The sequence below is a fragment of the Streptomyces sp. SID13666 genome (assembly GCF_010548325.1).
Taxonomy (GTDB): domain Bacteria; phylum Actinomycetota; class Actinomycetes; order Streptomycetales; family Streptomycetaceae; genus Actinacidiphila; species Actinacidiphila fildesensis.
Window position 1 is genome coordinate 1 of sequence record NZ_JAAGLX010000044.1, and the last position, 22,650, is coordinate 22,650.

Annotated in this window: 23 protein-coding genes; 18 read left to right on the plus strand and 5 right to left on the minus strand. The window is 69.9% G+C overall.

Going from position 1 to position 22,650, the window contains the following annotated elements:
• Positions 1–213 precede the first annotated feature (213 nt).
• The 14 genes from G3I60_RS35550 (at position 214) to G3I60_RS35615 (ending at position 14,731) form a co-directional block, all read left to right on the plus strand.
• Entirely contained in the window at positions 214–1,008 is a 795-nt protein-coding gene (locus G3I60_RS35550) for a ParB N-terminal domain-containing protein (RefSeq protein WP_164608166.1), read from the plus strand.
• Positions 1,005–1,532, plus strand: coding sequence for a hypothetical protein (locus tag G3I60_RS35555; protein WP_239070655.1), 528 nt, complete (start codon positions 1,005–1,007; stop codon positions 1,530–1,532). The genes G3I60_RS35550 and G3I60_RS35555 overlap by 4 nt, the downstream gene beginning before the upstream one ends.
• Positions 1,533–1,639: 107 nt before the next feature.
• Positions 1,640–2,215, plus strand: a complete 576-nt coding sequence (locus tag G3I60_RS35560) for a hypothetical protein (RefSeq protein ID WP_164608168.1) — start codon at positions 1,640–1,642, stop codon at positions 2,213–2,215.
• A 260-nt stretch (positions 2,216–2,475) separates the two neighbouring features.
• The gene (locus tag G3I60_RS35565; RefSeq protein ID WP_331284110.1) at positions 2,476–3,423 is read left to right on the plus strand and encodes a hypothetical protein; all 948 of its coding nucleotides are present in this window, start codon (positions 2,476–2,478) and stop codon (positions 3,421–3,423) included.
• Between the two features lie 37 nt (positions 3,424–3,460).
• Positions 3,461–4,228: a hypothetical protein gene (locus G3I60_RS35570; protein WP_164608171.1), complete on the plus strand. Its 768-nt coding sequence runs from the start codon at positions 3,461–3,463 to the stop codon at positions 4,226–4,228.
• Between the two features lie 52 nt (positions 4,229–4,280).
• Positions 4,281–4,820, plus strand: coding sequence for a hypothetical protein (locus G3I60_RS35575; protein WP_164608173.1), 540 nt, complete (start codon positions 4,281–4,283; stop codon positions 4,818–4,820).
• An 89-nt stretch (positions 4,821–4,909) separates the two neighbouring features.
• Positions 4,910–5,908, plus strand: coding sequence for a hypothetical protein (locus tag G3I60_RS35580; RefSeq protein ID WP_239070657.1), 999 nt, complete (start codon positions 4,910–4,912; stop codon positions 5,906–5,908).
• Between the two features lie 19 nt (positions 5,909–5,927).
• Positions 5,928–6,476, plus strand: coding sequence for a hypothetical protein (locus G3I60_RS45930; protein ID WP_239070659.1), 549 nt, complete (start codon positions 5,928–5,930; stop codon positions 6,474–6,476).
• A 94-nt stretch (positions 6,477–6,570) separates the two neighbouring features.
• Positions 6,571–7,101, plus strand: a complete 531-nt coding sequence (locus G3I60_RS35590; protein WP_269288286.1) for a hypothetical protein — start codon at positions 6,571–6,573, stop codon at positions 7,099–7,101.
• A 42-nt stretch (positions 7,102–7,143) separates the two neighbouring features.
• Positions 7,144–7,914 (plus strand): glycosyltransferase family 2 protein, encoded by a 771-nt coding sequence (locus G3I60_RS35595; RefSeq protein WP_164608257.1) that lies wholly within the window; start codon positions 7,144–7,146, stop codon positions 7,912–7,914.
• Positions 7,915–8,134: 220 nt separating this feature from the next.
• Positions 8,135–8,785 (plus strand): TnsA-like heteromeric transposase endonuclease subunit, encoded by a 651-nt coding sequence (locus G3I60_RS35600; RefSeq protein ID WP_239070680.1) that lies wholly within the window; start codon positions 8,135–8,137, stop codon positions 8,783–8,785.
• Positions 8,782–10,965 carry a DDE-type integrase/transposase/recombinase gene (locus G3I60_RS35605; protein WP_164608177.1) on the plus strand — a complete coding sequence of 728 codons (2,184 nt, stop codon included), beginning with the start codon at positions 8,782–8,784 and terminating at the stop codon, positions 10,963–10,965. The genes G3I60_RS35600 and G3I60_RS35605 overlap by 4 nt, the downstream gene beginning before the upstream one ends.
• Positions 10,962–12,107 carry an AAA family ATPase gene (locus G3I60_RS35610; RefSeq protein ID WP_164608179.1) on the plus strand — a complete coding sequence of 382 codons (1,146 nt, stop codon included), beginning with the start codon at positions 10,962–10,964 and terminating at the stop codon, positions 12,105–12,107. Before G3I60_RS35605 ends, G3I60_RS35610 begins: the two co-directional genes overlap by 4 nt.
• Positions 12,104–14,731 (plus strand): TniQ family protein, encoded by a 2,628-nt coding sequence (locus G3I60_RS35615; protein ID WP_164608181.1) that lies wholly within the window; start codon positions 12,104–12,106, stop codon positions 14,729–14,731. The genes G3I60_RS35610 and G3I60_RS35615 overlap by 4 nt, the downstream gene beginning before the upstream one ends.
• Positions 14,732–14,789: 58 nt before the next feature.
• Here the strand turns inward: G3I60_RS35615 and G3I60_RS35620 are convergent, their stop codons facing one another.
• On the minus strand, positions 14,790–15,059 hold the full coding sequence (locus G3I60_RS35620; protein ID WP_239070664.1) for an anti-sigma factor: 270 nt from the start codon (positions 15,057–15,059) through the stop codon (positions 14,790–14,792).
• Positions 15,060–15,109: 50 nt separating this feature from the next.
• The gene (locus G3I60_RS35625) at positions 15,110–15,667 is read right to left on the minus strand and encodes an RNA polymerase sigma factor (RefSeq protein WP_164608186.1); all 558 of its coding nucleotides are present in this window, start codon (positions 15,665–15,667) and stop codon (positions 15,110–15,112) included.
• Between the two features lie 216 nt (positions 15,668–15,883).
• On the opposite strand from G3I60_RS35625, the gene G3I60_RS35630 reads away from it, so the two are divergent.
• Entirely contained in the window at positions 15,884–16,138 is a 255-nt protein-coding gene (locus tag G3I60_RS35630) for a zf-HC2 domain-containing protein (RefSeq protein ID WP_239070666.1), read from the plus strand.
• Between the two features lie 69 nt (positions 16,139–16,207).
• Here G3I60_RS35630 and G3I60_RS35635 read toward each other — a convergent pair whose 3' ends face one another.
• The 3 genes from G3I60_RS35635 to G3I60_RS35645 form a co-directional block, all read right to left on the minus strand.
• Positions 16,208–17,287 (minus strand): methyltransferase domain-containing protein, encoded by a 1,080-nt coding sequence (locus G3I60_RS35635; RefSeq protein ID WP_164608191.1) that lies wholly within the window; start codon positions 17,285–17,287, stop codon positions 16,208–16,210.
• 253 nt (positions 17,288–17,540) lie between these two features.
• Positions 17,541–18,308 (minus strand): TVP38/TMEM64 family protein, encoded by a 768-nt coding sequence (locus tag G3I60_RS35640; RefSeq protein ID WP_239070669.1) that lies wholly within the window; start codon positions 18,306–18,308, stop codon positions 17,541–17,543.
• Positions 18,305–19,084 carry a class I SAM-dependent methyltransferase gene (locus G3I60_RS35645; RefSeq protein ID WP_164608193.1) on the minus strand — a complete coding sequence of 260 codons (780 nt, stop codon included), beginning with the start codon at positions 19,082–19,084 and terminating at the stop codon, positions 18,305–18,307. Before G3I60_RS35645 ends, G3I60_RS35640 begins: the two co-directional genes overlap by 4 nt.
• A 262-nt stretch (positions 19,085–19,346) precedes the next feature.
• Here G3I60_RS35645 and G3I60_RS35650 point away from each other — a divergent pair, with 262 nt between their 5' ends.
• Genes G3I60_RS35650 through G3I60_RS35660 form a run of 3 tightly spaced genes read left to right on the plus strand, consistent with a single transcriptional unit; the run spans position 19,347 to position 22,647 of the window.
• Positions 19,347–20,756 carry an NAD(P)/FAD-dependent oxidoreductase gene (locus G3I60_RS35650; protein WP_164608195.1) on the plus strand — a complete coding sequence of 470 codons (1,410 nt, stop codon included), beginning with the start codon at positions 19,347–19,349 and terminating at the stop codon, positions 20,754–20,756.
• On the plus strand, positions 20,753–21,214 hold the full coding sequence (locus G3I60_RS35655; RefSeq protein WP_164608197.1) for a MauE/DoxX family redox-associated membrane protein: 462 nt from the start codon (positions 20,753–20,755) through the stop codon (positions 21,212–21,214). Before G3I60_RS35650 ends, G3I60_RS35655 begins: the two co-directional genes overlap by 4 nt.
• Entirely contained in the window at positions 21,214–22,647 is a 1,434-nt protein-coding gene (locus tag G3I60_RS35660; protein ID WP_164608199.1) for a radical SAM domain-containing protein, read from the plus strand. Before G3I60_RS35655 ends, G3I60_RS35660 begins: the two co-directional genes overlap by 1 nt.
• The last annotated feature ends 3 nt before the right edge of the window (positions 22,648–22,650 follow it).

The window sequence follows — 22,650 nt, forward strand, 5'->3', positions numbered from 1 at the left end:
CCGACTGAACGTCAGGAATCCCGACGGAACAGCGAAATATTCACCCCACCGAGTGAACCCCCCTTGGCCTGCCCTGCCAGGTCAGACAGTCCCCAAGAACGCACTGGAACACACGGTCATAGAGACACAGTCCATCCGCCCCGTCGGACCCACCGTCCGCATCACCCCCGCCCAACGCACCAGGAGACCGCCATACAGTTCCATCCAACGATCGTGCTCTTCCCCGCGCTCAACGATGAAGACCTCAACGCCCTCGCCGACAACATCAAGGAACATGGGCTGCTGCACCCCGTGGTCCTCGATCGCAGCGGCCAGGTCCTCGACGGACGCAGCCGCCTGAAGGCGTGCGAAATTCTCGGTGTCGAAGCCTCCTTCACCACGTACGAAGGCGACGACCCTGTCGGCTACGCCTTGTCCGTGAACATCCACCGACGCAATCTGACCAAGGGCCAGATCGCCATGATCACCGCGAAAGCCTGTTCACTGAGTGAACAGAGCGGGCGTTCACCGAGTGAACACACCTCGCGTTCACTCAGTGAACGGCTCGGGGTCTCGCTGGGCACCGTCGGCAAGGCAAACACCGTACTGCTGCACGCGCCTGACCTCGTGGACCCGGTGATCAGCGGCGCCACGGGACTCAACGAGGCGTACTCCGTCGCCCAGGACAACAAGGCCACAGCCAACTCCGCCGACGTCCAGCTCGCCCGCCTACGGAAGGATGATCCCGAACTGGCCAACCGGGTCGTCGAGGGTTCCCTGACGCTGGCCGGCGCGTTGGCAGAGCGCACCGAGCGTGTCGACGAGGAGATTCGCCAGCGCCGGGTCGCTACCCAGCTCCTGTGCGAGGTCCTGCCCTCCCTCGCCCAGGTCCGGGGCAGCCAGACCTTCGCCCTGTACGACCCCGAGTTCGCCACGCCCGGACGCGCTGTGACCCGCGAGGTCATCGCGCATGCTGCCACGGCAGTGGCCGAGATGGCAGCCGTATGGAAGGAGCGTGACCTTCCGTGAGCAACGATTTCGACGCAGTACTGCGAAAACTCGCACTCGAAGCCGCCGAAGAGGTCACCGACGCCAACGGCCGCATCAACTTGGCAGAATTCCACGCCGCTCTGGACGGGCGGATTCGTCAGGTCCCGGAGCTGTACGACGGGGCCATGTACAAAGCCACTCAGTCGGTTGCGCGCGACTTCGCTGAGCGGCGCAGCCCACGCCGCCATCGCAAGACCGGCGGGCTGTACCACCCGAAGAGCATTTTCCGGCTCGGCCGGGGCATCTGGGTGTGGATGAAGGATGCCACTCCCACCGACACAACCCAATGGGCGAGCGTCTCCTCCCGAAATACCGTCCGCGTCATCGCCGCAGAGGCAGAAAAGCAGCAGTATGCCCTCGACCGGACGTCGCCTTCCGCGAGAACCCCACCTGCGAGCGTCTCGCCCAGCTCGAAGAGAACGTCTTCCACTACCAGCAGGGCACCCTCGACGACCTCGCCTTCGATGAGCCGTAGCCCGCACGGGCTCCTCGAAGCCCCATAGGGCTTGGGTACCCCTCGCGCGACCGCTCGCCGGTCTGCCCCTACAGGTCACCGCACCGTGCTCGCGGCCACCGAACCCCATGGGGTTGAAGCAAGAGCAAAGGACTCATGAATCCCGATCCCCGACGAGAACTGATACCGCGCGGCGACACCCTCCGCCTCATCAGCGCCCTGGACGGCGTGAAGGCAAAATTCCGCGACGCAGCCCAGCAATGGCAGCTCCTGGATGACACCGGTCACGTACCGGCGTCCCCGTCCTACGCCGTGCTGATCCAGCATGCCGCGGACGCGCAGGCTATCTCCCACGAAGTCCTGCAGCTGACGGCCGAATTCACCCGGACCGCGCACAGCACCAACCGTGCCGGCAGCGCCGTACTCGCCCACCTCGCGACAGCGGCCACCATGTCGAGCCACGCGGTAGCGCACTTCGCCGAGACCGCGGAGACCGCCCTCTCGCTTCCCCGGTCCTCCGGCCCGACAGACCGGCAGTATGCGGAAAACCGCATGGTCATCGACCACGCCACGGCGCGCGCCTACCTACGGCGCACGGCGGAATCGCTGCGCGACGCGGTCAAGGACCTCGACATACATCTCGACATCCACCGCTTCTTCCCTACGCTGTCCCGGCCGGAAAGCCCGGTGCCGCTGCCGCTGCCGCCCAAGCCGAGCACACACCGTCTCTAGCCCGCGTCCCATTCCAAGGAGTCCTCTGAACCGCCCCGCCCATTTCACCGACGCCGACTGGGCCGAATTCCAACGGTGCCAAGTCGACCACGACGAGCTCATGGCACAGGTCGCCGATCGCGAAGCCCAGATGGAACACGACCTGATCGACACCTACGACGCGTACGAACTCGACTACACGCCCCGACCGGATCCGAAGCCCCACCCCGCACGTCCAATCTCGCCGCTTCTCCCCGCACCCGCCTCGCGCAGGAGAAGCCGTGGTCGCTGACAGCAAAAACACCCCGGACGCCTTCCACGCTGACGCCCGCCGCCAGCCCTTTGACGCAGGCTCACTCGCACCGCTGCCCGACCACCGCAACGCGGATACCGCCTGGTGGCAGGAGCTGTGGCGCCGCCACACGCACATCACCACACCGCTGCGGCAGCGCGGGCTCCAGTGCGACATCGAGTTCGGTCTCAGCGCGTACATCGTGCGGGTCTCGCTCCCTGACGACAGCTGCCTCATCATCGGCCCACCGCAGGAACCCCCCTCCGAGCGACCGCCGGGAGACCCGGAAGGGTGGGTCGTGACCCGCCAACACCAGGATCACTCTGAGCTGTTCGAAGTGCTCTACGATTCGTCCCCGTCGACCGACCCCGGTGTCCCTGAGCGGCCTGAGGCCCGGCACGGCGGCAGCGCCACACCTGTGATCGAGGCGATCGACCAGCGGCTCGCCCAGCTCGGCCTGCTGCCGCTGCCTGACGGGTCGGATACAAGCCTGCGGGTGCCCCCGGCTTCGCAGCCCGGGGCACCCGAGCCTGCCGTCGATGCCACAGGCGACGTCGCCGGTTACGTCTATGGCGACGCTCTCCTCGCGCTCACCGACCGGCTCAACGGAGCCGCGTCGCACGCGGAGGCCGCCGCGCTGCTGCACCAGGTCCTGGATCCGATCAACGGACTTCTGGAGCGGCTCGGCGAGTTCTTCGAAGCGGCCGGTGAGAAGGCCAAGGAAGCCGAGCACGATGACGGTTTCGACCTGTCGTACGACCTCGCCGACGCCGCTTCCGAGATCCGCAATCTCGGGGAGGTTCTGCACGTGGCCGAGGACCGGATGCGGGCACTGAGCCCGCCCCCTCCGCCGCCCCGGCCTTCAGCGGCCCCGCTGGGCACGCCGCCTCTCCCCCCGCCGGCCGGGCGGCCGGCACCGCCCCAGCGCAGCCGCTGATGCCGCCGCCTCTGGCAACCTCTTCCCTCAGGAATCCATGACCCCAGCCCGATCCGACCTGTCCGAGTTCGCCACTGCCCTGGCCACCCGCCTGCCCGGCTCCTGGACCAGCCAATACCAGCGCCACGTACGGTACGAGGACCAGTTCCCCCTGAGCGAGCAGCTCTGGGACAACGGCCACGTCGCCTACATCGTCAGCCAGTACGTCATCGCACACGACGCCGTCCTGCACGGCCCCGGAGGCCAGCGGCTGTACGTCGCCGACCGGCCCCGCTACCGGCACCAGTTTGTCGTCGCTCCGCTCGAACCCGATGAGGACGGCGTCAAGCCCCACCACTTCGTCGGCGTCGAGGAGCCGAACGGCATCGCCGTCCCCAACGATCCCGCGCGGGCGGCGGCCCACGTTGCACGGCGGGTGCTGCCCCGCTACGAGCAGGCTCTGGACGAGGTGTTCGACTACGCGGCATTCCAGCCCGACCCGCCGCACCGGTCCGCACCGCCGCAGGTCGCCCAGGTCCTGACCTTGACGTTGTACGACGACGGAGCCCTGGGCGCACCGTACGCGACCGTGCCCGAACAGGCCCGGAACACTTTGTACGCCCAAGGCTTCCAGTACCAGCCGCACCAGGCCGCGTTCCTCCTGCCCAGTGCATATGGCGAAACCGGTCGCGCCCTGCGGGTGCAGGCCGTGGCCCGGCTGCTCACGGCTCAGGGCATCGGGGTGAACCTGCGACGTGCCGCGCCGACCACCAGCCCCGGTCTTCCGCCGGCTTCACCGCAGGTCGCCCGCGCGCCCCAGCGTTGATCCGTCCGCACGCGTTCCCCACGGAGTTCCGCTGCTTTCTGACATCGACGCCGTGAGCCAACTGCGTGGCCTGGCCGAGCGCATCCACCAAGCGGCCGATGACGTGCCCCTCACCGACGCGAGGCACTGCGTCAGTGACAACCTCGACGAACTAGACGACCGGGTCCGTGACATCGCCGGGCTGATCGTCCACGTCACCAGTGCCGCCGCCTTCGCCGACCGTGAAACGAGCGGTCCTACCGGCGCGAACGACGCCACCCCGCGCAGGGTCACCGCGCTGACGCGCGCCGTGGGCACCCTCGGACGCGCCTTGGCCAACCTCAGCGCAGCCGTCGCCCACGTCGGGGACCTGCACCACGTCGCCAGCCTTCCTCGCTCGCCAGAGCGCGCCCGTGACCAGCAGGTCTCGCGCTCCGCAGTCGACGGCCGCCTCAACAGTGCCCACCGCCACCTGCACGAGGCGGCCCGCCAGCTCCTTCTCGACGCGGGACAACTCACCCCGACGAGCAGGGGACCACACAGCCTCCATGCGCCCTCGGCGGCACCCGTCGCGCCCCGGCCCGTCGCGCCCGCCCCCACCCGCACGCACTGACCCCATCCCAACAGACTCTGGAGAGCCCCATCCGCATCGCCCGCCGCACCCTGCCACTGATCGCCGGCGCCGCCTGCCTCGCCCTGGTCATGACCGGCTGCTCCGCCGACAACGGCACCCCCGAGCACAATCCCAGTACCAGCGCCAGCACTGCGCCGAAGCCGGCGCCGGCCCTCAGCTCCGCTCAGGCCCGGGACGTCATCACCCACTACTCAAAGATCAACAACGTGGCCAACGCGTCGCGTGACCGCGCCCTGCTCGGCACCGTCGAGGACGGCCCGCTGTATGCCATGTCCCTGTCGGACTACACCGAGGCCGAGGGCATGCCCGCAGCCGACCGCAAGCCGTACACGCCATGGTCGTACGACACCGCGAGCGCCAAGCTGTACATCCCGCGCCTGGCACCCGGGCAGGACCGCTGGTTCGCCGCCGCACTCGCGGGCCAGAAGGGAACCGCCCCCTCCCGCCTGGTGGTGTTCACCGAACGGCCCGCGAACCAGCGCTGGGAACTGGTCTCCGTCGTCGACCTCGAAGACCACACGCTGCCGGACGTCGCCCTCGACCAGGCCGGCTACGCCACCGCCGTCTCCGCCAACGGCAACCAGCAGCTCGCCGCCGGCCCGGACGTGCTGCGGGCCGCGGTCCTCGACAACTTCGCCACCGGTGGCACGAACACCGGGACGAAGGTGTTCGCGCCGACCGAGGCGAGCAAGAAGCAGATCAAGGTCCACGACAAGACCGGCACCCAGTACGGAAACCTCGGCACCAGCGTCTTCGCCGGGGCCCCCAACCGCTACACCGACGCCTACGCGCTCAAAACCACCGACGGCGGCGCCCTGATCCTGTTCTCCCACACGCACACCCAGACCGACGCCGTCGCCCACGCAGGTCTGCAGATCACCCCTGGCAAGGAAGACCGGGCCTGGCTCCATGACGTGCCGCGCAGCTCCATCCAGTACACGTTCGTGTGCAACGACGCCGCGACCGTCCCGGCGACGGCCGCCCCGTCCCGGTTGATCGGCTACACGTGCGCCCGCACCAACGCCTCCGGCACACCGGCCGCCGCCGGGCCGTCCGGCCGCGCGTAGGCCACGCCTGCACCGAGGAATGTCGTTGACCCATCCTGATTTCGAGCTGTACGACAACGCCGGCCGCGACGCGGAGCAGATCGCCGCCGCCCACTCCGGCATCGCCACCCGCGCCGACCTCCTACGGTGGGCGCGGCGCGACGCCACGCGCTTCCTGGCCGAGCACCAGCTGCCGGACGCACCGCTGCCCGGCCCGGACCCCGCGCCCTACATCGCCGCTCTCGCCGCGGCCGAGACACCCGCCGAGGCGCACGCCGTCACCAGCCGCCTCTTGGACGCAGCCGAACCGGCGCTCCGTGCGGTGAGTGACTACCTCGTAGCTGCCGCCCACTGGCGTGGCCAGTACCACGCGGCGGCCAAGGGCTCGCCGCCCAAGCTGCTTCGGGAAGCGGCCAGCCGCAGCCTGTCCGTACTGGCCATGGCGGACCATGCCGACCTGGAGGCGCTGCGGGCCGAGTACGACCCCGCGCCGACGGCGAAGAACCCAACTCCGCCTCAGGCCCCAGGTGTTCTCGGACTGCCCCCGTCGCCGCCCAGCCAAGCTCCCCCGCGGGGGCCGTCGCACTGACCACCCCAAACACCGGGATCCGTAACGCGACCTGGAGACCTCCCTGTCCACGCGTTCCTTCATCGCCCGCCCCACCGACACCGGCTACAGCGGCATTTACGTCCACCTCGACGGGACGCCCAGCCACCACCTCCCCCTGCTCTTGGCCGCCTACCAGCACACCTTCGGGCGTGATCTGGAGGCGATGTCCCGTCACCTCATCGACGATGTCGCCGTCGGCTGGGACGAGCTGGGCACCGACCTCCTCGACGGCGCGCCGCCCGCCCTCATCACCGCGCTGACCGGCGGCGAGCAGTGGCCCAGCCGCACGCTGGACCACCTGATCACCCCGGACGGATCCCCGCCGGTGCGCATGACGGTCACCGAAGACACCGCCGACGAGCAGGACATGCAGTGGGGCTACCTCCTGCACCGGCACGGCATCGAAGTGATCAACATCCTCAGCAGCAAGGCCGGTCCCGTCGTCGGCTGGGACACCGATCCGTGCCTGGCATTCAGCGACCACCCAGGCCACTGGCCCCCGCCCGCCACCACACCGATCACCGAGTCCGCACCCGCCCTACGGCCAGCACGCAGCGCTCCCGCCCCAGCGCCCGCACAGCCCCGCACCGCCGCCCGCCGCTGACCCCTCTGCCCACACTTCCCGGAGACTGTCCTGACCACGCCCCTGATCACGGTCGTCATCGCCACCCGCCTGCGCGAGGACCGGCTGGACTACCTGACCGCCATGCACGCCAGCCTCACCCGCCAGGCCGCCCCCTGGGAGGCGGTGATCGCCGTCGATGGTGCCGATCCTGACCGCCTGCCGGCCCCGCTCGCAGCCGACCCGCGAGTCCGCGTCCTCGCCCTGGACCGTCCCGTGGGCGCCGCTTGTGCGCGGAACTTGGGTCTCGGCCTAGTCCGTACCAAGTATGTGAACTGGGCGGATGACGACGACGAGTTCGCCGACGATGCCATGGTCGTGCGACTGAACACTCTGGAATCGACCGGGGTGGGCTGGTGCGCGGGATGGAGCGAGGACGTCCACGCCGACGGCTCGACCGCCCTGTGGCGCTGCCCCACGCCGCCCGGCCGCCACGAGGCCGGCGACGTATGGACGTACTGGAAGTCTCCGGCCGACACCATCCCGATCGGGCCGACCACGATCCTCGCGCGCACCGACCTCGTACGCGCCGCCCCGATGGGCGGTCTCGTGCAAGGCGAAGACTATTGCGCTGCCGTCGGCGTCTGCACGCTCGCTCCCGGGATCCTGCTGCCTGTTCCCGTATACAGATATCGGCAGCATGCAGGCCAGATGACAGCCCAGCTCGGATACGACCAGCTGGAAGCGTCGGCCAGAGAGCACGCCTGGCACTACGGCCGCAGCCTGCGCGCCGTCCTTCGCAATCGTGAGGCTCTAGGATCCGCAACTGCGCTAGCAGTGACGGCAGTTCGTTAGCAACGGATTAGCAAATCCGCGATCTGATTGACAACCACTACGTTCAGTAGCGATCTCTGTTGGGGCGCTTCCGGTCTTCGTCCAGTACTCGCAGTCTGCCCTCCGTACGGTTTCAAGCATGGCAGTCCGGAGCGCGGGCAGTACCCGCCGTACATGCAAGGTTCCAACCGTGTCGATCCGGTACAAAGACGCGCCCGTACGTGAGGTGCCGATCCGGCAGATGAGATTGGCGGACTTCAACGAGTCGAAGCCATGGCGGGGCGTCCGGTCGGTACACGGGATGCCCCACCATTCGGGCAAGTACTCGTCTGCCACGACGGGCGGGCATGTGGTCTACGAGAGCCGACTGGAGCTGGCGCGGTTATTGCTGGCGGACTTCGACCCCGAAGTCCGGGGGATCTTCGCTCAGCCGTGTCGGTTAACGGCTCGGGTCGGCGCCCGGGTGCGGCACCACGTACCGGACTTCCTGCTGCTCATGCGCTCTGGGACCGTGCGGGTGGTCAACGTCAAGCCGGCGGGCCGCCTGAAGGACCCGAAGATCGTGGAGGCCCTGGCATGGCCGGGTGAACTATTTCAGCAGCACGGCTGGGACTACGAGATCTGGTCCGGGGCGGGCCGGGCGCTGCTGGAGAACGTGCGATTCCTGGCCGGTTACCGGCGCCCCGGCGTGGTGCCCGAGGCCGAGGTGGAGCAGGCATGGCAGCAGGTCGTCGACGGTGAGGAACTGGCCCTGGCGGAACGTCGCCTGGCGGGCGACCGGCCGTCCCAGGAGGCGAGACCGCCTTTCATGGTGCTGTTGTGGGCCGGTCGGCTGACCACGGACCTGTCCCGCCCGCTGTCTGGTGAGTCCGTGCTGCGGAGGTGCACGTGACCACGTGGACGACGCCGCTGCGGCCGGGGCTGCCGATCAGCTTCGATGGTGAGCAGTTCACGGTTGCCGAGATCGAAGGCCGTCGGGTTCTCCTCCGCCCGACGGCCGCAGTCATGGGCGTTCCGCAGTGGCGGCAGGTGGACATCTCCGTGCTGCTGGCTCATCCCACTACCGAGATCCTGGTCCCGGTTCCGCAAGAGGAACCGGCGGCTGCGGCTGTCCTGGGCGGTCTTGGCGACGGGGAGGATGAAGAGCTGACGCGGCGGTACCGCCACGTCCAGGAGGTCAGGACCGGCTACCAGCTCGGCAGCGAGGCACTGGCTCTTCCGGGCGAGCCGCAGCCAGATTACGCGCCCGGTACGCCCAAGATGCGCCGGTACGCCGCTAAGGCGGCGGAGCTCGGAGTCGCCGAGAGCACGATCCGGAACTGGGTAAGGGCAGTGGAGCGCTCCGGTCCGGTCGGTCTGGTACGCGAACGGCCCAAGGCGAGCGTGTTGGACCGGGCTGACGATCGGTGGCTGGAGATCGCCAGGTCGGTGCTGAAGGGGCACGAGAGGGCCTCCAGGCCGGTGCGGAATCTGATCCTGATCGAGATCGAGGAACGCCTGGTCAGGGAATACGGGAAGGGCGCTGTTCCGCTTCCGGCCCGTACGACGGGCTACGAACTGCTGCGGGCACTGGCCAAGGGCACGAACGCTTTCGAGGGCAGCACGAAGGGGAAGCGGTCGATCGCGGATGCCCCGAAGGGGACGTCTGGCAGGCTGCGGGCGACCCGGCCGGGCGAGTTCGTGGTGCTGGATACCAACTGCCTGGACGTATTCGCGATGGAACCGGTGACCTGTCAGTGGGTGCGCTGCGAACTGACCGTTGCGATGGACCTCTACAGCCGGTGCATCACGGGCCTGCGGCTGACCCCCGTCTCGACGAAGTCGACGGACGTGGCAGGGGTGTTGTACGAGACGGTCCGTCCCCGCGAGGTGCCGCAGGACGGGGGCGAGCCGCTGCCGTATTGCGGTGTTCCCTCCACGGTCGTGGTTGAAGCGGACAAGCTGGTCGACCGGGACGGTCAGCCACTGCTGCCGACGGTCGCGGCCGAGACGATCATCTTCGACCACGGCAAGGTCTATCTGTCGAACCACATCGAGAGCGTCTGCGCGAAGCTGGACATCTCGCTGCAACCGGCCCGCCCGAAGACGCCGACCGATAAGCCTATCGAGCGCTGGTTCCGCACTCTGAATCAGGGGCTGCTGGCCGCGCTGCCGGGTTACAAGGGCTCGGATGTGCACAGCCGCGGCGAGAAGGTCGAGGACGAGGCGTTCTTCTTCATCGACGAACTCGAAGCGATCATCCGCGAGTGGATCGCCCGGATCTATCACAGGCGCCACCACCGCGGACTGTGCATCCCTGAGGTCCCGGGGCTGAAGCTGAGCCCGCTCGACATGTTCGAGCACGGCGTGACCCGCGCCGGCCCGCTGAGGATTCCGGCCCGCCCGAATCTGGCCCTGGAGTTCCTGGAGGAGGAACGTGTACCCATCCATCACTACGGCGTCGAGCTCGAAGGACTGCGCTACAACGGCGACGCGCTGAACGACTACCGCAATCAGCCCAGTCCGTATCGTGGAGTGGATGCGGGCAAGTGGCCGATCGCACTGGACCGCGGCGACGTCACCAAGGCGTACTTCCAGGACCCGAAGCAGCGGACCTGGCACACGCTCGACTGGGAGCACGCCCCCGCACTCAGGGGCCCGGTCAGCCGGGAGGCGCTGGTCTATGCCCGTCGGCTCGCCAAAGCGGCCCACCGCTTCCCGGACACGAAGCGAGCACTGGTCGAACTCCTCGAACGATGGGGTGCTGGACTGGCTGCGGACCGCACCGAGCGGCGGATGGCGGTGCGGCTGTCCCAGGAGCGGCTGCGCATGGTCGGAGAAGACGAAGCGCCAGCCGGCACCGACGTCGTCGCCTCCCTCCCGGCCCTGCGGAAAGTGGCAGCCGCCGGCGGGCCGGGGGCCGATCGGAGCGAGACGGAGGATCCGGACCTGCGGGTCGTCGAAGGGGTGGACGAGGTGCCGGGCGGGGATGATGACGAGGACGATGAGCTGGAGGCCGTCTTCCCGGGCGAGGAGAACGGCGCCGCGATCGACGAGGACGCCTACTACGCCGACGTCTGGGAGAGCCGTTGAGCACGGCGGGCGGTGCCGCGGACGCCGAGCCGTTCGAAGGCGACGACCGCCAGTACAGCCCGACCCGGCTGCCCGGATGGCTGCAGGAAGTCTACGGACCCGACCGGATCCGGCCCGAGCAGTTGAGCCGGGCCCAGCTCGCCAAGCTTTCACCGCGGGCGCTCTCGGTACACAACGACAACCGGGAGGTCTGGCACGCCAACATCGGCCCCATCGACACTCCGCAGCTGCTCGCGCTCCATGCGGACCTGCGCGAGATCATCGAGTCGAACCGGCAGGACGGCAACAAGACCAAACCGGCAGCCCTGGTGGACGCCCACCCAGGACTCGGCAAGAGCACGGCGGTGCGCGCGTACGGCTGCGATCTGTTCAAACGGCAGGTCAACCTGCGCGGAGACACCACGCCGGATGGTGCCCGGCGGGTGCCGGTCATGTACATCGCGCTCAGCGGCAACACGCAGATCCGCGGCCTGAACGCGGCGATCTGCCGGTTCTACGGGCTGCCCGTCAAGGGGGACGCGGACACGCTGGCCGAGCGGGCCGTGGACGCGGTCTTGTCGATGAAGACCGTCGCCATGGTTATCGACGACATCCATTTCCTGGCCGGCTCGACGTCGAACGCGGTCCGCATGGCCAACCAGCTCAAGTACCTCTCCAACGTCTTCCCCGTCACCCTGATCTACGTGGGCGTCGGCGTCCAGGAGCGCGGCATCCTCCATGAGGGCTTCTCGCCGAGGGAGAGCCCGCTCGCGCAGTTCGGGCGCCGCACCACGGCGCTGACGTTGATGCCCTTCCAGGTCGATGACGACGAGGGCCGCCTGCAGTGGCGCCAGCTGCTCAAGACGATCGAGCAGAAGCTCGTCCTGGCCGAGAAGTACCCCGGCATGCTCGCCGAGGACCTCTCGGACTACCTCTTCGCCCGTTCCACCGGGCATTTCGCGTCGCTGATGTCGCTGGTCAACCGGGGCTGTCTGCGCGCGATCCGAGGTGGGAACGAGCGCCTGGACGAGGAGCTGATGAACCAGGTGAAGAACGACGCCGCGGCCGAGGAGGCTCGCAAGGAACTGGAGGCCGAGATCAAGGCCGGTCTCAAGACCACGCGGCCGACCCAGGATCCACGACGCCGGAGGAAGTCGGCATGACGGGCTGGAGTGACGAGCGCATCCCCATCGGGGTAGCGCCCTCCCTTGGGGAGGCCCTGGACAGCTGGCTTGAGCGGTACGCGCACCGCCTGCGCACGCACACCGTGGACTTCGCCGACTACCTGGGGCTCCCGCACGCATCCGTGCGCAGGATGGTCCGGCGCTTGACCGAGGGCGAGCTGGAGCTGCTGGAGCGGCGCACCGGCGTCGGGGCCGAGCAGCTGAGGGCGATGACACTGGAGGCGTTCGGCGGTTCCCTCGTGCGGATCACCGGGCCGACCCGCCGGCTGAGAGCGCCCGCCCACTGGCGGTTCTACGGGACCACCTCGCGCTACTGCCCCGCCTGCCTGGCCGGCAACGGGGGCCGGTGGCAGGTGCACTGGCGCCTGGGCTGGGCCTTCGCCTGCATTCGCCACCGGCTCCTGCTCCTCGAACGGTGCCCACGCTGCGGCAAGCACCCGCCCGTACTCAGTGGCGGTAACCACCGCATGCTGTCCCGGCCACAAGCCTGCCGTTCCCTGACCGAGCGCGACGGCCGCGGCACCCGCTGCGGCTACCCCCTGACCGAGGCCCCCGCCGTCTCTCTCGCCGAAGGTGGTGCGGTCCTGCTCTCGCAAGCTGGCGTCAACGCGCACGTCATCGCGGAGCATCGCAGTGCTGCGGCGCGCGAACGGGCCGGGGAACTGTCGCACCTGGGACGACGAGCGCTACGCAACATCGGCGCCCGGCCCGACGTCGTGCCACCCCTCGCACGCGACATCATCACGGCCTGCGGCGGCGAGCTTCTCGCCGGCGCCGCGGCGATGGAGATCCACGACGCGCGCAACGTTGCCATCGGGACCACCCTGGCCGCCATCGCCACCGATCCCCGGCATCCGCTGCACGAGGACGTGTTCGCGTGGATCTGCCTCGCGCCGGACCGCGAAATGGGTGAGCTGCGCGAACACCCCACGCGGTACTTGACCAACTGGAAGTCCGCAGGCCCCCGCGTGATCAACCGCATCCTTGCCGCGTCCGACAGCCAGCTCACGCTCAAGGCCCGGCTGCGCTACGGCACAGCGACCGCCGAGCCCGCCGTGCCCTCCCTGAGCGAGGCCGACATCAGGGTGCGGGCGTCCAAGACGCCCGGCATGCTCTGGCCGTCCTGGACGCTGCGGCTGCTGCCGCCCAAGAGCCCGCACCAGCCGAGGATCGCCGGCCTGCGACGCGCCTGCGCAAGCCTCATGCTCGTTCCCGGCGGCCCGGCCGGACACCGCCAGGGCGCCCGGATCATGGGCAATCCGCACTTCCGCAGCAACCTGGAGGCCCTGCTGGCCTTCGTCGACGCCGATCACATCTGCAGCACGCTGACCCACTACACACGCGTGCTCGACACGCACGAGGTGCCGATCGACTACGCACGCCGCCGAGCCCTGTTCGCCAACGAGGCGACCACGCTGCTCCTCGACGAGAACGCCCACTGGCGCCTCTGCAAGAGCCTGGGCACCCGGCAATTCCAACAAGTCCACCTCTACCGGCTGCGCTGGCAGCTGCGGCGGCTCCTGCTCGGGGCCGACCCGCAGCCCGGCAACCACGCACCCGCCTGGACACACCGCTTCACCTACCGGACGCACCCGGAGATCCTCGCCTTCCTCGACGAGCAGGCGCACCGCAACCTCGCCGCCCACCACATCACCGACGAGCCGGTGACCTGGGAGCCGCCGCCACACTGGCTCGACAACATCGCTCTGCCCCAACCGCCCGTCACCACCCCCACCGAGCGCATCCGCGCCCTGCTGACCCCCCACTCCACCGCCCGCGACGTCGCCCACACCCTCGGTCTCACGGTGCACCAACTGCGCCTGCTGATGGAAAACCGCCGCCTGAGCGCGCAGACCCGCCCGCACAACAAGGGCAACTACCCCCGTCCACCGCACCAGGGCTACCTGGTACCCGACCGGCTGCGGGATCTCTACCAGCGGCAGGGCCTGCAACAGCGGCAGATCGCCCAACTCGCCGGATGCACCCCCGGGATCGTCAAGACCGCGCTCAAGCAGGCCAACATCCCGCTGCGGCCCCGTCGCGCAGCGGGCGAACTGAGACGGTCGGTCGATCCGGTCTGGCTGCGCACCGAGTACCACGACAAGGGCAGAACGGTGGCCGACATCGCTCGCGAGCTGGCCGCCCCCGACTCGAACGTCTCCCAACTTCTCGACGCGTGGGGCATCCCCCGCCATCCGCCAGGCCACAGTGCGCCTCCAGCGTGGCAGCCGAGCCCCTTCGCCAGCCTCGGCGTGCCACTGTCGCCGGACATGGAACGAATCAGCACGCGTGCGGGCGCACTGGAAGAACTACGGACGGCCCTGCTGCTTCCCGGTTTTCGCACGCGCCGCGCGGCGGCACTCACGCTCGGCATCCCCCGAACCTCCCTCAACGGGCGTCTGAAGAAGCTGGAGACGGCCGCGGGCTTCGCGATCTTCAACCACCGCAGACGGCCGGTCGCCCCAACGGCACGCGGCCAGGCCCTGCTCGACGAGGCGCAGCTACTGCTACAGCGCCTCGACACCCGGTCCCGTCCTCGGCCCGTGACGTGTTCCAGCTCTCCGCTGGGAACGATCCACGCCGTGTTGGGAAGCGTTCCGTAAGCAATGCCGTTCTGTTCTTGTGGGGGCCGCTGAGAAGCCTCTCCTCTTGGAGAGATCGCTAGGCACCTGTCGGAGGCGTCGTGCCGTGTTCCGCGTCATCGTCTCCGGCCGGCTGATCGCTCAGGAGCGATGCGCCGAACGCCTGCAAGCGCTCCACCGCTTGGCTGTCGGGCCCCGTGCGGCGGGCCAGCGCGTTGTGGATCTCCTGGTAGACGGACGCCTCCAGGCCGCAGCGGCGGCAGTCCTCCAGGTGTGCCGAGACCCGGCGCGCGGTGATCTCGTCGGTTTCGCCGTCGAGGTAGGACTGGAGCACGCGGGCGACTTGCATGCAGTTCATTCGGCGCTCGGCCGCTGCACGTCGCCACCATGGACGCCTCTTCACATCACACCTCGTTTCGGTGCCAGTCCGGCCGTGGCCAGCCGTGCCCGTATCCGTTTGCGTGCCCGGTGCAGCCGGCTCATCACGGTGCCTTCGGGCACGTCCAGCAGGTGGGCGGCCTCGGCGTAGGTGAGGCCGTCGATGTCCACCAGCTGCACCACCTGCCGGTGCTTGTCCGGCAGCGCGCACAGGGCCTCGTCCACCACCTCATCGAACGCCTCACCCACCACGATCTCTTCCGCCGACCCGCTGGGGCCCGTGGTGCTGAGCCGGTCCAGATCGGTGTCCGGGTCGTCCAGGAGGTGGGGACGGCGGCGGCGGTGGCGGTTGATCTCGGCCCGCCGCATGATCGTCAGCAGCCATGCGCGCGGGTGTTTCCCGTCGAAGCGGTCCACGGCCCGGTAGGCGCGCAGAAGGGTGTCCTGCACGAGGTCCTCGGCGTCCGCCGGCTGCGCGGTCAGCGTCATCGCCACCCGCAGCAGTACCTCCACCTCCGGCAGCACATAGGCGGCGAACGCCTGACCTCGAGGGTCCGCGGGGTCAGGCGGCGCTGTCACTTCGTCTTCCACACGGTGGAAACCCCTTTTCCCCGGACCCGCATTCCATCCTCTTCATCCTTCTGCTTCCCGGCCCCGGGCGCCACTGTGGTCAGTGGCGAGGTGAGGAGCTTGTGCGGGGGCTGGAATGCCGCGCGCGGCAGGACGGGTTTCCGCTGTATGAAATGGCAGCGCGTTCCCGGGCCGGGGCGAGTGTGGGCCGAGTGCCGGGAGAAAATGCGGCATGTGCGGCTGCGCGGTGACGTGGAAGCGTACGTCGACGGGCAGCTCACCGGTGCGCACCGCGTGCGGGTGGCCGCCCACGTCGCCTGCTGCTGGGGGTGCAGCGGCAGTCTGCAACTGCTGCGGCTGGTCAAGGCGTCCCTCCGGGACCATCCCCGGCGGACCCCCCCGTCTCTCGCGTCGGCCCGGGTACGGCGCTTCGCTGATCGCCTCACCACGCCGCCGGGCCGGGACCGGCCCCGCCGTTGAAGGACACCGAGCCTCACTGATCCCGCGCGAACCCTGGCGGCCGGGCGTCCTGGTATCCCGGCGTGCCGGTCAGCAGCAGCCCGACGGTGCGCCCGTGGCCGGTACGGCTGCCCCGTTCACGGGATCGCAGGGGAACAGGCCGAAGTGGTGGCTCTTGTCGCCTGTGACGGTGAAGTGGGGCGCGTAGCGGGTGGCGGCGAGCATGTCGGCGGTGTTGCCGCAGACGAGCATCGGCTTTCCGGTGGGGAAGCGGTGGTGGTCGTCGAGGTCGAAGGCGTGCGGTTGCTCGGCGACGGTGCCGCGGTAGACGGCGACCTGGCCGTAGTCCTCGCAGCGGTCCTCCAGGGGGAGCTTGAAGGCGCGGACGGTGCGGGAGGTGAAGGCGGCAAAGCCGATCTTCCGCTCGATGTCCGGGTCGCTGATCTCCACCGGAGAGGCGGTGACGGTGCGGGCGTCCGGGCAGCCGGCACGGTCCAGGATGCGCCGGAAGTCCTCGGTGTACAGGGCCCCGGCGAGGCATTCGCCGACGAGGACGGGATCGTCGAGGAGGGGGGTGGGCAGGCGGCGGTCGGCGAAGATGTCGGAGAAGTACAGCTCGCCGCCGGGCTTGAGGACGCGGAAGATCTCGGAGAAGACGCGCGGCTTGTCCGGCGACAGGTTCAGGACGCAGTTGGAGACCACCACGTCCACGGAGGCGTCCGGGATGCCGGCCGTGGCCAGGTCTTCGATGTAGCCGTGGTGGAAGTCGGTGTTGGCGTAGCCGAACCGTTCGGCGTGCCAGTCCTGATGGCGACGCGCCACGGCCAGCTGTTCCTCGGTCATATCGACGCCGATCACCCGGCCGGTTGGCCCGACCAGTTGGGACAACACGTAGACGTCCCGCCCGCTGCCGCAGCCCAGGTCGAGCACAGTGGCCCCGTCAAGTCCGGGCGGGATGGGCGAACCGCAGCCGTAGAAACGCTCCATGACCTCGTCGTGCACCTGCGCGAGAGCCGCCGCGATGTGGGGCGGCGGTGCCGTGTCCGTGCAGCAGGCCGAGGTCTTCAGGTCCGCGGAGGAGGCGAGAACCTTTCCGTAGTAGTCCCTGACCGATTCCGCCACGGACGAAAGGGGCGTCTGCTGCCCCGGGGATACGTCAATCGTCGCCATGTCTCTCCCTGATGAATGATCTCTCGTGCTCCCGGCCGGTGGTTCGCCGGGGCCGCGACGGGAACCCGCTGTGCGGCGGTTGCCATTCCCCCTCCGCTGTGCCGTGACCCGGACGGGTCTCAGGTCAGCGGCGATCAACCACCGGTGTGCAGGGCTGATGCCGTCGGGCGCTCCGAGGCGCGGCGGGCTTCCTCCAACATCAGCACGGGCTTCCTCCCTCACGGGACGTTCGCCGACGGCGTCCCCCGGGTCGTCAACGGCTACCGGCAGCCGCGTCGGCCTCGACGCTGCGGGAGCGGACCAGCCGTGCCGCCCACCAGCCGCCCGCGCTCAGCACCAGCAGAGCACTCAGCGCGATCCACAGCCCGGGGGAGCCAGGGTCGTCCAGGGAACCGCCGAGCCCGGTGTAGACGACCGTGCCTGGGATGATGCCCAGGGCCGTGGCCGTCACATAGGCGGAGAAGCGGACACCGGCCACCCCCGCCCCGTAGTTGATCACCGAGAAGGGGAACAGCGGCACCAGCCGCACGAGCAGCACGGCCGCGAACCCGCGGCGTGTCAGGTAGGCGTCCAGCCGGGCCAGCCGCCCCGACCCGGCATAGCGGGCTACGACCGGACGCCCCAGCCAGCGGGCGAGGCCGAACGACAGGGCCGCACCCGCCGTCGCTCCCACGAGCACGGCCGCCACCCCCAGCGGCAGCCCGAACAGCGCCCCCGCGGAGGCGGTCAGTACAGAGCCGGGCAGTAGCGCCGTCACGGCCAAGGCGTAGCAGACAGAGAAGACGACCGGCCCCCATATGCCGAGCGAGTCGACCCACTGGCGCACCTCGCGCAGCAGGTCCCCGCCTCCCATTGCCACCCAGGCCCCGAGCGCGAGCAGCAGGACCACGAGGACGGCCAGCCGTATCCACGCCGCGCGCGCCGGCCTCGGCGCCACCCCGTCCGGGCCGGCATCGAAGCTCGGGCCGGTGTCGGGCGGCGTGGGCTCGATGGCGCAGGAGGGGGTTGTCTGGTGATTCATAGCGGCTCCTGTGATGGTGGTTCGGCGGCAAGTTCGGCCACCACGCGGCGCAGTGGCAGCTCCAGGCGTCGCCCCGGGGCCGCCCACCGTGCCAGGGATCGCTTGGCGGTCTGGGAGCGCTTGGGTGTCAGATCGGGCAGATACAGGGCGTCGGCCAGCAGGGCCGCCGCGTCGGCCGAGTCGATGGCGAGAGTGAAGACGCGTCGCTCGTCCGTGCGGACGCGGAAACCCGCCGTGCGCAGCGCGGCGGGCAGCCCGTCGCGGGCCTGCGGGTTGGGCCACGGCTGGCGTAGGGCGCGCAGGGCTGCCATTACCCGCAGCCAGCCGAGCATGCCGGATGGGGAGAGCCCGGACTGGGAGGGCACCAGCGCCGCGAGCGTCCCGCCGGGCCGCAGTACGCGCCGGATCTCCCCGAGGACCTGCGGCAGGGGGGTGACGACTGGCAGGCACATGGCCGCGCAGACCGCGCCGGCGCTCGCGGAGGCGGCCGGGAGCGCGTCCGCACCGGCGCGGACGAGTGGTCCGCGGCCCCGGCGGGCTGCTTCGGCGAGTTCTGCCGTCGACAGGTCGATCCCGACCCAGTCGGCGTCGGTGAGTTCGTCGCGGGTGGGTGCCGAGCCGCAGGCAAGATCGAGGACCGTGCCCTCGACACCGCGCAGCGGTTCGGCCAGCCAGGCGTAGGGGGAAGCATCGGCCAGAGCGAACAACTGCTCGGTGATACCGGGGTGCGCCTGGTGGTAGGCGGCGATGAAGCGCCGCCAGTCCGGTTCGTCCATCCAGCCTTCGCCCCTCTTCCGATCTTCCGACCTGTGGGGCTGCTCGCCCCTTGTACTTTGCGTCGGGAACCCTGCCTGGCCGGTCCCCCATTCCGTTTCGGACACGCCGGAGGCGCGCGGATGACGCGGGACGGTCATCGTGACCGTGATCGTGGGCTGAGAAAAGGGGAAGGCCCCGGCTGTGTCAGCGGGTTTCCCCCATGTCCCACGATCGCGCACCGCCTGTCCCACGGCGGCCCACCGACTGGAGAGAGCCCGCACCATGAACAGGTACGACCTGGTGGTCATCGGCGGCGGCAGCGCCGGGCTGACCGCGGCCCGCACCGCCGGGCGCTTCGGCGCCCGGACGCTGCTCGTCGAGCGGGACCGGCTGGGCGGAGACTGTCTGTGGACGGGGTGCGTACCGAGCAAGGCACTGCTGCACGTCGCCGCCGACGTCCAGGCGGCCCGCCGCGCCGCCGCCTACGGGCTCCCGCCGGTGACCGGTTCGGCCGACCTCACGGCGGCCATGGCGGAGGTGAAGCGGGCGATCGGTGCGATCGCACCGCACGACTCGGCCGAGGCGCTCGCCCCGTACGGAGTCGACGTCACGTACGGCGCGGCGTCCTTCACCGGCCCGGGAACCCTGACAGCGGGTGAGAGCGAGGTCTCCTTCCGGTTCGCGCTGATCGCCACGGGCTCCTCACCGGCCCTCGTGCCGGTCCCTGGCCTGGCCGAGGCCGACCCGCTGACCAGCGACACCGTCTGGGAGCTGTCCGAACTCCCGCGCAGCCTGGTGGTGCTGGGCGGCGGGCCCATCGGCTGTGAACTGGGCCAGGCGTTCGCCCGGCTCGGCTCGCAGGTCACCCTCGTGGAGGCGATGGACCGCCTGGTGCCCCGGGAGGAACCCCGGGCCTCGCAGGTTCTGCGGGACCGGCTGGAGGCCGAGGGAGTCACCGTGCTGACCGGCTACCGTGCGGAAACAGTCGATGCCGGTGCCGTCCACGGGCCCGGTGGCCCTCTCCCCTACGACGCGCTGCTGGCCGTCACGGGCCGCCGTGCCAACGTCCAGGGGCTCAACGTGGAGGCGGCCGGTGTGGAGCTGACCGACACCGGTCACGCCCGCACTGACGACCGGCTGCGTACCACCAACCACCGGATCTACGCCGCCGGTGACGTGACCGGCCGCTCGGCCTTCACCCATCTAGGCGGCACGCAGGGCGGAGCAGCCGCCATCGACGCTCTCCTGGGTGTGCGCCGCCCGATCGACTACCGGGCGGTGCCCTGGGTGACGTTCACCGATCCCGAGATCGCCCGCGTCGGCCTCACCTCCGACGAGGCACGCGAGAAGTACGGCGACACGGTGCGCGTCCACACGCTGGACAACGACCGGGTCGACCGGGCGGTCGCCGACGGCCGCACCGAGGGCTTCACCACCCTGGTGCTGGGCCCGCGCGGGAAGATCGTCGGAGCCACGGTGGTGTCGCCGAGGGCCGGGGAGACCATCGCCCATCTGGCGGCGGCGGTGCGCCTGGGCTGGACGCCCTCCGACTACGCGCGCACCATGCACCCCTACCCCACGTACGCCGACGGGCCCTGGCACACGGCCCTGGCCGACGTCTACGCCCGCCTGGCCCGGGGCAGCGGGCCCATCGGCGCGCTGCTGAAGCTCCGCAGAGGGGCGATCCGGTGATCCTCCGCCTCGTCCTAGGCGCCGTCCTCGCGGCGATGGCGCTGGGCCAGCTCGCCTCGTTCGACGCGATGCCCGCCATCCTGACCACCTACGGCCTGACGTCCGGAGCGGCCTCGACTGCCCTGGCCGTGGCATTGATCAGCGCTGAGACGGTCACGGCCGTCTGGTTCCTCACCCGGCCCCGCTTCCGCGCCGCCACGCCCGTCTGGCTGTACGCGAGCGTCGCCGTGGTGTGGTGGGCTCTCGCCGCCCAGGCGTTCGCCCGCGGACTCGTCCTGGACAACTGCGGCTGCTTCGGGACCTACCTCGCCCAGCCGCTGCGCTGGTACGTCCTGGTCGAGGACGCGCTGATGCTGCTGTACGCCTGGCTGCTGTGGCGCGGACTGCGGCGGGCCCGGACCAACCCCCTCACCGACCGAACCTCAACAGCGGCCCCCACACCGCAGGAGAACCACTGATGCGGATCATCGCAGCACTGCGCGACCTCGAACACGCCACCCGCCCCTACGACACCGAGTTCGCCACAGCCATGGAGCGCCGCTGGGCGGAACTCCCCGAGGCAGCCAAGACACCCGGCCAGATCCTCGGCCGGCACGGCGTCGGCTGCGAGGGCACCCATGGCGTCTTCCCCAAGTGCAACCTCAAGTGCACCCCCTGCTACCACTCCCGGGACGCCAACCAGGTACGCGTCGACGGCCCGCACACCCACGAACAGCTCGCGGCCCAAATGCGACTGCTGCGTGAGCTGCGCGGTCCGCGTGCCCACACCCAGCTCATCGGCGGCGAGGTCAGTCTGCTCGACCCCGACGACCACGCCGCCGCGCTGGCGATCATGCGGGAGCACGGCCGGGAACCGATGAGCTTCACCCACGGCGACTTCGACGACGGCTACCTCACCCAGCTCGCACTCGGCCCGGACGGTACACGGCGCATCGGGCGACTGTCCTTCGCCGCACACTTCGACAAATTCATGTACGGCCGGCGAGGCATCGAACGCCCGCCCGACGAGCAGTCGCTCAACCCGTACCGGGCACGGTTCGCCGCCATGTTCACCCGTCTGCGGCGCGAGCACGGTGTTCGGTTCTTCCTCGCCCACAACATGACCGTCACCCCGGGCAACCTCGACGAGATCGCGGAAGTAGTCCGCGACTGCCACGCCATGGGCTACGGCATGTTCTCCTTCCAGCCCGCAGCCTTCCTCGGCGACGAGCGCCGATGGAAGGAGAAGTTCCGCGAGGCGACCCCGGACGCGGTGTGGGCGGAGATCGAGCGCGGCGCCGGAACCCGGTTGGACTACCGGGTCTTCGAGAACGGTGATGTGCGCTGCAACCGCACCGCCTACGGCTTCTACGCCGGCCGCCGCTGGTATCCGTTCCTCGACGGCGGCGACCCGCGCGACCTCGCCGTGCGCGACGCGTTCTTCCGCTACTTCGGAAAGGTCACCTTTACCGGAACCCCACCCGCCCTCCTCGCCGCCAGGGTCCTGCGGGTGGTCGGCCGCCACCCGTCCACGGCGGTGACGGCGCTTCGCTGGCTGTTCCGCACGGCCCGCCGCGTCGGGCTGCTGCGGCTGGTCCGCCACCGGATGCGGGTGCGCCCGGTGACGTTCGTGATGCACCAGTTCATGGACGCCGATGTCGTCGCCCCGGCCTGGGAGATGATGCAGCGCGGCGAGCAGGCCGATGACCCCCGGCTGCGCGAGACCCAGGAGCGGCTGGCCGCCTGCCACTACGCCATGGCCCACCCCGAGAACGGCACCCTCGTCCCGGCCTGCGTGCAACACGCCGTACTCGACCCGGCCGAGAACGCGGCGCTGCGCACTCTGCTGCCGATCGTCGAGGTCCGCACCACCGTCGGCCGCCCGTCCGGCACGTCACCGAAGGAGAAGTAGTTT

What these genes read in the sequence shown, in the direction of transcription:
- G3I60_RS35560 (WP_164608168.1), top strand. Translation starts at nt 1,640, where the DNA reads ATGAATCCCGATCCCCGACGAGAACTGATACCGCGCGGCGACACCCTC.
- G3I60_RS35620 (WP_239070664.1), bottom strand. Translation starts at nt 15,059, where the DNA reads ATGCAAGTCGCCCGCGTGCTCCAGTCCTACCTCGACGGCGAAACCGAC.
- G3I60_RS35580 (WP_239070657.1), top strand. Translation starts at nt 4,910, where the DNA reads ATGACCGGCTGCTCCGCCGACAACGGCACCCCCGAGCACAATCCCAGT.
- G3I60_RS35600 (WP_239070680.1), top strand. Translation starts at nt 8,135, where the DNA reads ATGAGATTGGCGGACTTCAACGAGTCGAAGCCATGGCGGGGCGTCCGG.
- G3I60_RS35640 (WP_239070669.1), bottom strand. Translation starts at nt 18,308, where the DNA reads ATGAATCACCAGACAACCCCCTCCTGCGCCATCGAGCCCACGCCGCCC.
- G3I60_RS35570 (WP_164608171.1), top strand. Translation starts at nt 3,461, where the DNA reads ATGACCCCAGCCCGATCCGACCTGTCCGAGTTCGCCACTGCCCTGGCC.
- G3I60_RS35630 (WP_239070666.1), top strand. Translation starts at nt 15,884, where the DNA reads ATGCGGCATGTGCGGCTGCGCGGTGACGTGGAAGCGTACGTCGACGGG.
- G3I60_RS35635 (WP_164608191.1), bottom strand. Translation starts at nt 17,287, where the DNA reads ATGGCGACGATTGACGTATCCCCGGGGCAGCAGACGCCCCTTTCGTCC.
- G3I60_RS35615 (WP_164608181.1), top strand. Translation starts at nt 12,104, where the DNA reads ATGACGGGCTGGAGTGACGAGCGCATCCCCATCGGGGTAGCGCCCTCC.
- G3I60_RS35650 (WP_164608195.1), top strand. Translation starts at nt 19,347, where the DNA reads ATGAACAGGTACGACCTGGTGGTCATCGGCGGCGGCAGCGCCGGGCTG.
- G3I60_RS35660 (WP_164608199.1), top strand. Translation starts at nt 21,214, where the DNA reads ATGCGGATCATCGCAGCACTGCGCGACCTCGAACACGCCACCCGCCCC.
- G3I60_RS45930 (WP_239070659.1), top strand. Translation starts at nt 5,928, where the DNA reads ATGTCGTTGACCCATCCTGATTTCGAGCTGTACGACAACGCCGGCCGC.
- G3I60_RS35645 (WP_164608193.1), bottom strand. Translation starts at nt 19,084, where the DNA reads ATGGACGAACCGGACTGGCGGCGCTTCATCGCCGCCTACCACCAGGCG.